The organism is Prevotella melaninogenica (assembly GCF_018127925.1).
GTDB classification, from domain to species: domain Bacteria; phylum Bacteroidota; class Bacteroidia; order Bacteroidales; family Bacteroidaceae; genus Prevotella; species Prevotella melaninogenica_C.
This window is the reverse complement of sequence record NZ_CP072347.1, coordinates 1,382,119-1,393,125: the sequence shown is the minus strand read 5'-3', so window position 1 is coordinate 1,393,125 and position 11,007 is coordinate 1,382,119. Positions and strand designations below refer to the sequence as shown.

Here is an 11,007-nt window from a genome sequence, read left to right as displayed (position 1 = left end):
GACCCTTGAATAGAACTTTAGGGGTATCTCGCTAATCACTCCCCTCTCCTTTACTTCCCTTCGGTCAGTGACCGTTGGTTCGGAGAGGGGTTGGGGGTGAGGCTACTCCTTCCCTTTACCTCCCTTCGGTCAGTGACTGTTGGTTCGGGGAGATCGGCAGTTTGCACTCCTCCCCCTTCGGGGAGGTTGGGTGGGGCTTTACCTCACTTCCACAAACACCTTTTCTCCTTTCGCTATTGCCTCCGTCATCATCTTAACGAGTGTGAGCACGCAGCGGGTAGAGTCGAGCACATATCCTTTGCGTCGGTTGAAACCGAGGAGGATACATCCCCGTGTGTCTTCTGGCTTATTCCCCGCATGAATCCTTATCCCCTCAAAACCCTTCACGTTCAGCAGCAGCGGCAGCCATCGTCCGAACCGTCGGCTGCGTGTGATGAGGATGCGATAACGCCCAGTGGGGATAGCTGTCTTTCCAATTATTTTATGCCTGCGGATGAGTGTCAGCGGCATTTGAGAAGTCAGCTTTCTCGCTGTTGGCTCCATCGTATTGCAGAACCATTCGGGCATAGCCTTTTCTTCATTAACTATTTGTTTAGGCACATCTATTTCTTTATTGTTAGCTGGTGTAGGCATACTTTTCTTTTCAATTCCAGCCTGTTCGGGCAGAATATAGAGGTTTCCTATTGTGTAGCCTTCTTTAAAGGCGGTACGTCTGATGATTATTTCCATTGCAGTAGCGATTATGTGGTTAGACCTTAATGTAATTTGTAATTGTAATAATGTAATTTCTTCGGGGTTATACAGTCACAGTCTTCTTCCATTCGCCTTCCTTTACCTTTTCAATCCATCCGTCCGCCTTCCATCGATGAATCATAACGCGCAGCGTCCCAATGTTCGTATTCTCAGGTTTCAGTCGGTTAAGGTCGTCGAGCGTGAATGTCTGTGGTAATTCTTCAAGAATATTCTTGTTTCTGCTTCTTCTCTCGTTTCCCTCCATTGTCTTACCCATCTGTGTAAGCAGTGGCTTTCCGAAGATTTGCATTTGTGCTTGTAAGACATATTCAGCCATAGCCTCGGCAAAGTCAAGGCAGGCTTTCGACTCTTTCTCGACGATCAGCCTATAGACAACGCCACAGCGAAAGCCTATGACGGCAGCACGTTTGCGATAGGTGTCTTTGACAATGTCCCAGGTGCGTGATGCCTCAAGACGTTTCTCTTCCACCCAATTAGCAATTCGTTTGCGCAATCGGGGGGTGTCAAGGAATCCGTTGGCAGCACACAGCTTTTCTACGGCTTCACGAATGGCGGCAGAATCCCTGTCAATCATTCCTCGGAAGCGGGGCATAGGAGCAAAAGCGTTGTCGGGCATTTCGGAGAAGATGATGCGTGAGGAGAGTCCGTTCTCCACGTTGTCGCCTTGAAAGCATTTTGCCAGCGCACCGTATGTGCCGAGTATGGTCCAATTATAGGCAACGTCAACAACTCCGCTCTCTGCCTGATCAGAGTTATAATCTTGTCCCCACCGTCCGTTATCGAAGGCGAGGCGATAGATGTCATACTTCTGCGACCACGAGCCTGCACCGTTTGTCTTTCGTAGCGTGTCGAGTTCCTCACCAAAGGAGAAGAGCGTGTGCCCCTGTGCATATTTCATACGTTTCAGTAGGGTAGAACACGAGATGGTAACTGGCACGTTGCGTATCATCACTCTTGGGTCTTCGGGAGCCTTTTCGTTAGCCTTTCGGTTACGGCGTTTCTCCTTCCATTCGTCTTCCTGCTTTCGCGCCTTTTCGTCGTCCTCGTTCATCCTTTCGAGCCATGTGTCGAGGGCTTCCTTACACGCACTTTTGCCCGATGCTTGCGGACCGACGATGACCGACATAAGTCCCAGCTGCATTCGCTTTCCGTCGCAGTATTCCACCGTTACGCTGTCGGCGTAAGCGGCTGCCAGAGGCATGACAGCACAGAGAACAGGTATCTTCATCCCTTCTGGAACGCCTGCTAAGGTTGCTTTTAGTGCAGGCAGACGTAAGATGGCGTTTTCGATGTCTGCAACATATTGGGGCTTTGCCTTCGGTGTGGGTATGGAGAAGGTCTGGTTGCCCATTAAGCCACTCGTTACGGCTGTTTTAAGATTAGAGACATCTTCGCCAGCCTCCTGTTCAGCAAGGGCATTGATACGTTGAACGGTTGCGTTGAAAATCTTTGAGTCGTCGTGATATTTCGCATAAAAATCGTGGATAAGCTGACGGCAATCCTGCTCCTTAGCATATTCAGGCATGCGCTGCTGCACCACTGCCAAGAGTTCTTCCTCGCTCATCAGTCGGCTGGCTGCAATGGAGAGGATAGCCTGCAGAGAGGTGTGGCGTGAGCCTATGCGGTTGATATCTACATCCTTTAAGCCTGCAGCTTCACGACTGAGGTCGAAGATGCGCAACTGCTTTTCTGTGCAGGTCGTAGGCTGCGTGTGCGTGGTTTCCTCTTTCGGTGTGTGTGTAGCTTCTGCCGTTGGCACTTGATAGGCAAGCGTGCGCCCATCGTCCGTAAGTCCACGTCCTCGGAAAGCAGCTACATACATCTCACGATCGTCATCATTGAGGGGTTGATACCATTCTTTCGAGCGATAGATTTCGTCGTCAATGGATGTGACATAAATAAAGCGTTCGGGAGTGATGCAGGATTTGTCATAGGGCACACCGATAGCCTCGCCATAAGCCTGCTGCGCCTCCTCTACGGTCATACCGAGTGGAAGACGGAAGTCAATATGCAGTTTCTTGCGGGCTGAATATTCCATATGCAATAACTTACTGCGCCAACGTCCAGGCTTCGTGTCAAGTTCGCGTGCCGCAGTGATAGCTTTCTCTACGACCGATACGTCGTCTACATCGAAAGTTGTCTGAAAGGTGAACGCTTCAGGCAGTAGGTTTGCTTGCCTACGGTGATTATCCCCGAAGGCGGTGTAATGTGGGCATCGCCACGGTAGTTGTGCCTTCAGTGCGTCAGCCCGTTTGTCGCCAGCTGGTAGTGTACGAATTTCGTTTATCAGTTTCTTCAGCCACGGCTCTCTAATGAGTCTATCGTAGTCTTCGATAGTCATCGTTCTGACGATTCCTTTATTGCCGTTGCGTGAAGTGTTGAGTGCAATGTTTTGTGTCATAGTTTTAAGAATTAATAAGAGTAAAGAAAAGAAGTAGCCCCTCCCCCTTGCCCCTCCCCCAAAGGGAGGGGAGTGAATACCGTGTTATCCCTATATCTCAGATAATACTTAGCGGTAATAAAACAAAGAGTAAACAAAACACAGGGGTATCTCGGTGCTTACTCCCCTCCCTTTGGGGGAGGGGCAAGGGGGAGGGGCAAGTCGGGGCTTCTTTTACATCCCTCCCACGAACGCTGTTACGGCTACAAATATCTCGCTCATCATCGTGACGATGCGGCGGATGCCGAGTTTTCGGGGCAATCGGATATTGACGATAAGGTCGTGAGAAGTCTGTTTAACACAAGCGTAAGGAATCTCAAAGAGTTTCTCATAGCGGCTACCCGTACCCTTGCGATAAGGACGGATAAGCGTCTCACCATCTTCGCGCACACTGACCGATGCTTGGAATTTCTTCTCGCTACCTGCCACGACAACAGACCTCTCCCATGGGCAGGGCTTGAACTGGATATGGCCGTCGGTATGAAAACGCGTCTGTGTGTCCATACAGATATTGTCATAAAATACTTCGTTAATGTTCTCGATAAAAGCTGCGTTAGTTTCAATATTTTTCTTCATTTTTTCTTCTTCGTTAAGTGAGGAAGAAGCGTCTGAAAACGTGGCCACGTTTACTCTCCGGAGACTTTCCTTCAGCTCACTTCACTCAGATGAATAGTTCTTTTTTTTATTCCTCCCGATGGCTATACCCTCTCAAACTTAATGATACGGATGTCGTTGAACCAGCGGTCTTGCCACTGACGGACGCCATAATGCAGGCTCACCTTTAGGCGGTCGCCCTCTTGAAGGGTAAACTTCTCAATCATACTGCCGTGCAGCGTGGCTACTAATGCGTCAGGGTAGACAACATTCTCTTCTGCCTCCAGCACTACGTCACGACGTTGCCAAGCTTGTCCGTCACGCTGGCTGATTCCTTTTACTACTGGCTGTAAAGCCTTCACCTTGAAAACGATATTTTCTAAATCTTGCATAATATTTTTTGCTTACCGAGGATAGTGCGTAGCGACATTGCTACGGGGCTTCCTTTCGTTAGCTGATGCAAAGATAGGGCATAAAAAAGCCCCTTGCACGAAAAAACGTACAAGGGGAATAGTATTGGGAAAAAGGGAACTGAAAGGGGAATAAACCTACGTCAGATTTAGCCTTTTCATTAGGAATTCGGCAACCATACATTGCTGTTCGTAGGCGGGAGTCTTCTTCTTGAGAGCCTCCCACTTGCTCACTTTAACAGAGAGGTCAGTCAGGTCGGTAGGCACCTTCTTGAAAGATTGGTAACTGCAGGCAGGCTCCGCCTCCTTGAAGCCCATTCTGTTGTTAATGTCCCTTTCAAAATCGGTCATCTTCTTAGGATAGTTGCAGTATTCATAGAGCACTCTATAGACAGCATACCACTGCGTTTGCGTCTTCATCATCGGCTTGCCGTCGTCAGTCTTGGCTTCGAGAAGTTCCGTCAGCGCCTGCTTTATCTCCTCATCGTCAGGAGCAAGGCGTGGCTCATCGTGGCTGCTGCCATAGTAGTTTTGCGTACAATCGCCCATGATAAGGTTCTCAATCGTCTGTGTGCTGTCGCCAACGACTAACTGATGAATATTCACGTTAGCCCCCTGCAGCAGTTGCTGCAAAGCCTCTTTATGTTCGTTGTTCATCGTTCCTTCGTTTTATCCCATATTGGCGTTAGTAATATTCTGTGTTCCGTTGCCTGTTACAAGCTGGTTAATCATAACAGTCTGTTTGTTCTGAATTTCTTGCTGTGTTTCATACATCTTTTGTATAAGTTCCCTAATCTGTGTGCTAAAGGGCGTATTGCCAAAGACATAAAAGCCTAACTTCTCCATAACAATCAATTTTTCGGGAGAGTTAGGAATATTCTCCAATCCCTCCATAATATCCTCAATTTTGATGGTTGTGTTTCCCTTTTCCTCCAGAAGTGCTTTCATCTTTTGTACCAACTCTTGGTTCTTGTCTTCCAATGCTTCTATGGTCATGATGTCTTCTTCACGGCGGATGGATGCAAGGAGTTCTTTGTTCGTACCCTTAAAGCCTAAAGCCCTCATTCTTTCGACTGTGTCAGCTTCCCCTGCAGACAAGGGAAGACCTGTCGGTTCTGCATCTTCAAGCTGCTGCCGCAGCTGCGTTATCGTCTCCTCCTGTGCGCTGTTGAGCTTCTCAAGGTTCTCGATTTCCTCTTGGAGTTCTTCGTTCTCCTTGAGTATTTGAGCGTCCTTTTTCTTTAGGTTTTTTATTTGCTTTTTAAGCAGGGTATTAGATCGTTTTAGCTTTTCGGCTTCCTCTCTCAGCTGTGCGATAGTGGCCTGTCGTTCCTCACTTATAGCTTTCTCTACGATGTTTTCAGCCCATAATCCCACTTTCTGTCCGTCGATTTCCTTGTCTTGTGGCAGAAATTTTGGCGATAAAGGCGCAAAAGATTCTTTGCGGTCTTCCTCATCGTAGAATATACTAAAGAAAGATGCAGCCTTTTCGCGTTCCTCTTTTTCGTTCTGCAAGGCTTCTTTTATTTCTTTCCGATGGGTTATGAAGTCGTCGATGAGTTCCTCAAAGTATACATCGTATACGCATTGCCCCCATCCATTGTCATAATCTTTTTGCCTTGATATAGTTTTTATCTTGCCTTGCTTTACTAATCGTAAATACTCTGATTTTATTATCCTTACGATAGCAATAAGCATTCCATCATCCTCTATTCCATTGATGATTCTTTCAATCTTGTCAAGGTCGAATCCTCCTGTCAGTTTTTGCCAACTTTCATGTACGAAGCTGGCATCGCCGTGGTTAAGGCGGTTGATAATAAAGTTCACGTCATCCTTCTGGCTGCTCTTGTCATCCAGTTTCCCTAAATTACCTGAAAAAGCATTCAGAGTAGGCTGTGCCTCTCTTGAATTCAAAATTTTTTTAAGATAAATTTCTTCCATTAAAAAAGGAAATTTAAAGGTTAATGAAGACTATTCTTTTCTCTGTGTCTTTCCTTTTTTCATAGAATCGACAGCTCTTTTATGGAGCCAACCTCTCTGTATGCTTCTATTGTGGTTAACAAAGCTGCTAAGAGGGCGCAGATTAAAGTTCGTCTTCAGCCTTCGTTTTATGATAAGGCCTTACAAAGTTATAAAATTTTTCGTACAAATGCAAGCATCATCTTTTCTTTTTTTTCATTTTTTTGGGGTCCTTGAAGGGTAATTCTGCAAGGCAGATTCTAACTGCTGATGGTTAAGGCGATTCAAGATGAGGATGGTAAAAATAACGGCTATTTTTGTTTTCACTCTCGATTACATAATTACAGATTACAAATTACATTAAGGTTGATCGGGATATTCCTTGAGGATAGAGAGAGGGGAGTGAGGTCGTGGATTGAAAGGATAAGTATAGGAAATAGTTATAAATTATTATATATAAATTTTTATTATAATATATAATATAATTATATTATATATTATAATAAACTATTAGAATTCCTCCTCCTCTCCGCACCCTGCGTGGGGCTTAATGTAATTTGTAATTTGTAATTTGTAATTTTCAAAAGGGTAGAGTAGGAGAGTTGGGTATAGATTATTCCGTTAGGAAAAGAGGCGTTTTGCTTACCATTGCTTGCTTGTATTGCTTTCGCTATAACGTGGTCGTAGTTTCTTAACATGTTGTAAAATAGTGCGTTAGGTGCGGTTTTGCAAAATTTAACACAGTGTATTTTTGCTTTCCCTCTTGCTGTTGATTAACTTTGCAAACAGAAAAGCCCCACCCGACCTCCCCGAAAGGGGAGGAGGGAGCCTCACCCCCAACCCCTCTCCGAGTGGAGAGGGGAGTGAAAAGCGAGATACCCCTATCGGGATGATAGCAGTTCTTAAACGCAAAGGTAAGCGCTCTTAAACGTAAAGATTAGTGCTCTCAAACTTATAGTATAGCGTTCTTTGTTAATTCTGAATAATTCGGACAGCGTTTTCATCAGTAGGTTACAATTCAAAAATTGTGATTGCTAAATGGGGCGGGACGAGAAAAAGAAAAAGCGTAACCGCATACGTTAATGCTGGGATAACACGGTGTTTACTCCCCTCCCTACGGGGGAGGGGCGAGGGGGAGGGGCTGGCTGTTTGTTATTTGTTGTTCTATTAATTTCATTCAAAGTTAAAATACTATGATTCATTACAAAATTTATCAGGACAAGCGTAAGACCAGTAAGCGTAAGGGATATTGGTATGCGCGTGCGGTGGTCGATCAGACCTACGATTTGGAGAAGTTGGCGGAGTATATGTCTGCCCATAACACGCCTTATTCTAAGGGTGCTATTGCTGGTGTGCTGACCGATATGGTGGCTTGCATCCGCGAGTTGGTGCTGGAGGGTGTGGCAGTGAAAATCCCCGACTTGGCTATCTTCTCGGCAGGCATTCGCAGTCAGGGTGTGGAGAAGTTGGAGGACTTTACTCCGGCAAGGGATATCTATCAGCCTCACTTGCGTGCTCGTGCTTCTGGTTCGCTGATGACGGCTCGCTTGAAGCATTCTGTGCGCCTGCGTGAGTACGATAAGTACGACCAGTCGCTTAAGGATAGCAGGAAGGGTAATAAGAAGGGTAAGCACCCAGCCAGTGGGGCTACGCCTTCGGGACCTGAGCCTGGCGAGTCTACGGCGACGAGTGAGGGTGGACATGCGTAAAGCCCCTCCCGACCTCCCCGAAAGGGGAGGAGCAGCCTCACCCCCAACCCCTCTCCGAAGGGCGAGGGGAGTGATTAGCGAGATACCCCTAAAGTTCTATTCAAGGGTCAAAGGGGGATTACGAATTACTTAGCAATAATTTTAGCGTAATTAGAGAAATTCGTAGTCGCAAATCATAAAGTTCAAACCTCAAAGTTCAAACCTCAAAGTTCGAAGTTAATATTTGAAATCATAAAGTTCAAAGTTAATAGTTCAAAGTTAATAGTTCAAATCATAAAGTTCAAATTTCAAAGTTAAAAGCCTTATGAAACACGAAAAATGGAAAACAATCATTAATGTGATTATCTCTGTGCTCACTGCCATTGCTACAACGCTGGGTATGTCGAGCTGTTTGTAAAGCCTCCCCCGCCCCCTCCGAAGGGAGGGGAGGCAAGTTTGCAAGTATTTCGCAGAAATTATCTGAGAAAGAGCCCTGAGTCATTATCCCTCGTGTGCGCATAGGCACTCCCCTCCCTTCGGAGGGGCTGGGGGAGGCTCCTCCTCCCCCTTCGGGGAGGTTGGGTGGGGCTTCTCCTCCTCTTTTGGGGAGGTTGGGTGGGGCTTTTTCTCTTTATATAAAAAATATAACTAAAAACGCTTGCATAATCGGTTGGAAAATAGTAACTTTGCACGCGTTTAGCGAATTTAAACACATTAAAATAGTTGAATGAAGAATGACAAAATGAAAATGAAGTACCGCGTGAACGAGCAGATTCGCGTTCGGGAAGTACGTGTGGTAAGTGATGATGGAGCTGAGGTTATGCCTACGCGAAAGGCGTTGGAATTGGCTCAGAAAGAGGGAGTTGACCTTGTGGAGATTTCTCCTAACGCACAGCCACCGGTTTGTCGTATCATCGACTATTCTAAGTTCCTCTACCAGCAGAAGAAGCATCAGAAGGAGATGAAGCAGAAGCAGGTTAAGCAGGAGGTGAAGGAGATTCGTTTCGGTCCTCAGACGGATGAGCACGACTATAAGTTTAAGCTCAAGCATGCGCAGGAGTTCCTCAATGCAGGTAATAAGGTACGCGCATACGTGTTCTTCCGTGGTCGTTCGATTCTGTTTAAGGAGCAGGGCGAGGTGTTATTGCTTCGTTTCGCTAACGATCTTGAGGAGCTTGCAAAGGTAGAGCAGCTTCCGAAACTTGAAGGCAAGAAGATGTTCCTCTATCTTGCACCTAAGAAGGCAGGTGTTGCCAAGAAGAGTCAGCAGAAGCGCGACCGTGAGGAGGCAGAGGCTGGTGCGAAGGCTGGTGCTGAGGGCGTCAGCGAGGAGCCAAAGACGGATGGCGGTTTGTTTGCCAACGCTAAGAATGGTGCTGACGCATTGAAGAAACTGAATATTGACTAACGCCCGTTGGGTGTCTCCTCGTTATGAGGGGCGACATGGGCAACCTGTGCGTAACGTCCTGGTATATACGTTGCCACAGATGAATATAAATAACAATTTTAAATTTTACAAAAATGCCAAAACAGAAGACAAATTCCGGCGCAAAGAAGAGATTCACGTTCACCGGTACTGGTAAGATTAAACGTCATCACGCTTACCACAGTCACATTCTGACTAAGAAGACAAAGAAACAGAAGAGAAATCTTGTTCACCAGACGCTCGTGGATGGTACAAACTTGAAGCAGGTACGCGACTTGCTCAGACTTCGTTAATTCATTAGTCAAACAAATTAAAAGGAAAGAAAAACTATGCCAAGATCAGTCAATCATGTTGCTTCAAAAGCAAAGAGAACAAGAATTCTGAAGCAGACTAAGGGTTACTATGGTGCCCGTAAAAATGTTTGGACGGTAGCAAAGAATACCTATGAGAAGGGTTTGACTTATGCTTATCGTGACCGTCGTAACAAGAAGCGTAACTTCCGCGCATTGTGGATTCAGCGTATCAACGCTGCTGCTCGTCTTTATGATATGAGCTACAGCCAGTTGATGGGTGCATTGCACAAGGCTGGTATCGAGATCAACCGTAAGGTGCTCGCTGACCTCGCTGTTAACAATCAGGAAGCTTTTAAGGCTATTGTTGACAAAGTAAAGTAAATTAATGACGCTCACGGACGTGGGCACTCGTTATAACGGAATGGAAGCTGTCGCCTGAAAGGGTGGCAGCTTTTTTAAGCACAACAACAACTGGCCCCTCCCCCTTGCCCCTCCCCCAAAGGGAGGGGAGTGAACAGCGTGTTATCCCTATATAATTAGATGATTCTGTGGTAAAAATGAAAAAAGCAAAGAAGAAGTCCCTGAACATAGGGGTATCTCGCTATTTACTCCCCTCTCCTTTCGGAGAGGGGCTGGGGGTGAGGCTGGGGGTGTCTCAGTGCTTACTCCCCCTCTGCATTACCTTTCTTCGGTCAGTGACCGTTGGTTCGGAGAAGGGGGTGGGGCTCTTGTTCAGATACATTGTGGCGATTCTGCTGCTCGTTGTAGGAGTGGGGCAGGAGGCACATGCGCAATATGTGATGACGAAAGAGACTGCGAGGTGTCTGACGAAGCAGGATTCTTTGTTGTCGGATAATTTTGGGCAGAAAGTTGATGGGCAGCTTAAGAGTTCTTATCGTGCTGATACTGTAAGTCTTATTGATAAATACTTTCGTAGGGGTATGTCGAGAAGGGGCATACTGATGATTCCTAAGGGTAAGCGACCTGCACCCGAAATCTATTTGAAACGAAGATATATAAGGCGACATCTGAAGAATTTTAAGGCAGGTGCATCGTGTATCGTTTCGAAAGAATTGTTAGAACGATATCATGGCGACTCTATCGGTAAGGCTGATAATAGTCAGTTTATCATGATGAAGTCGGAGATGGATAGTGTATTGATGAGAAGTCATGGCGACTTGTCGCGCATCGAACATGAATTGGGAATCCCTGCAGGTGCGTGGAAACATCGGGTATTAGTAAGGGTTGACGTCCCCAAACCAAAGAAACTCAAGTTGAGGATGCCGTCGGGTAACGAAATCGGAGCGAATGTGTTATGGCTTCCAGGTGGACTTCTACCTACTGGATATAAAGAGGCGGTGATAGATAGGATTCCGAAAGGAAAATATAAAGCCTCGCTGATTGAGATTGTCAAATGATAATATAGAAAGAATCTTAAAATTAA

The 11,007-nt window shown here is 46.2% G+C and carries 12 protein-coding genes; 6 read left to right on the top strand and 6 right to left on the bottom strand.

Features of this window, described 5'->3' with window-relative positions; translation table 11 throughout:
- Positions 1 to 198 precede the first annotated feature (198 nt).
- The 6 genes from J4861_RS05290 to J4861_RS05265 form a co-directional block, all read right to left on the bottom strand.
- Positions 199 to 729 (bottom strand): DUF5675 family protein, encoded by a 531-nt coding sequence (locus J4861_RS05290; protein WP_211816101.1) that lies wholly within the window; start codon positions 727 to 729, stop codon positions 199 to 201.
- Between the two features lie 67 nt (positions 730 to 796).
- Positions 797 to 3,154 carry a DUF3987 domain-containing protein gene (locus J4861_RS05285; protein ID WP_249110748.1) on the bottom strand — a complete coding sequence of 786 codons (2,358 nt, stop codon included), beginning with the start codon at positions 3,152 to 3,154 and terminating at the stop codon, positions 797 to 799.
- Positions 3,155 to 3,367: 213 nt separating this feature from the next.
- Positions 3,368 to 3,769: a hypothetical protein gene (locus J4861_RS05280; protein ID WP_155716396.1), complete on the bottom strand. Its 402-nt coding sequence runs from the start codon at positions 3,767 to 3,769 to the stop codon at positions 3,368 to 3,370.
- 122 nt (positions 3,770 to 3,891) lie between these two features.
- Entirely contained in the window at positions 3,892 to 4,179 is a 288-nt protein-coding gene (locus J4861_RS05275) for a DUF3127 domain-containing protein (protein ID WP_155716395.1), read from the bottom strand.
- A 156-nt stretch (positions 4,180 to 4,335) separates the two neighbouring features.
- Positions 4,336 to 4,854: a hypothetical protein gene (locus tag J4861_RS05270; protein WP_211816100.1), complete on the bottom strand. Its 519-nt coding sequence runs from the start codon at positions 4,852 to 4,854 to the stop codon at positions 4,336 to 4,338.
- Between the two features lie 12 nt (positions 4,855 to 4,866).
- The gene (locus tag J4861_RS05265; RefSeq protein WP_211816099.1) at positions 4,867 to 6,111 is read right to left on the bottom strand and encodes a hypothetical protein; all 1,245 of its coding nucleotides are present in this window, start codon (positions 6,109 to 6,111) and stop codon (positions 4,867 to 4,869) included.
- A gap of 1,238 nt (positions 6,112 to 7,349) precedes the next feature.
- Between J4861_RS05265 and J4861_RS05260 the strand changes: the two genes are divergently transcribed.
- The 6 genes from J4861_RS05260 (at position 7,350) to J4861_RS05235 (ending at position 10,981) form a co-directional block, all read left to right on the top strand.
- Positions 7,350 to 7,865 carry an HU family DNA-binding protein gene (locus tag J4861_RS05260; RefSeq protein WP_004360282.1) on the top strand — a complete coding sequence of 172 codons (516 nt, stop codon included), beginning with the start codon at positions 7,350 to 7,352 and terminating at the stop codon, positions 7,863 to 7,865.
- A 304-nt stretch (positions 7,866 to 8,169) separates the two neighbouring features.
- Positions 8,170 to 8,262, top strand: a complete 93-nt coding sequence (locus J4861_RS05255) for a smalltalk protein (RefSeq protein WP_155716391.1) — start codon at positions 8,170 to 8,172, stop codon at positions 8,260 to 8,262.
- Between the two features lie 309 nt (positions 8,263 to 8,571).
- Positions 8,572 to 9,252, top strand: coding sequence for a translation initiation factor IF-3 (gene infC, locus J4861_RS05250; protein ID WP_009436028.1), 681 nt, complete (start codon positions 8,572 to 8,574; stop codon positions 9,250 to 9,252).
- A 113-nt stretch (positions 9,253 to 9,365) separates the two neighbouring features.
- A complete protein-coding gene (rpmI, locus tag J4861_RS05245) occupies positions 9,366 to 9,563 on the top strand; it encodes a 50S ribosomal protein L35 (protein WP_009436018.1) in 198 nt (65 codons plus the stop codon).
- 36 nt (positions 9,564 to 9,599) lie between these two features.
- A complete protein-coding gene (rplT, locus tag J4861_RS05240; RefSeq protein WP_004383393.1) occupies positions 9,600 to 9,944 on the top strand; it encodes a 50S ribosomal protein L20 in 345 nt (114 codons plus the stop codon).
- 338 nt (positions 9,945 to 10,282) lie between these two features.
- Positions 10,283 to 10,981 carry a hypothetical protein gene (locus J4861_RS05235; protein ID WP_211816655.1) on the top strand — a complete coding sequence of 233 codons (699 nt, stop codon included), beginning with the start codon at positions 10,283 to 10,285 and terminating at the stop codon, positions 10,979 to 10,981.
- Positions 10,982 to 11,007 lie beyond the last annotated feature (26 nt).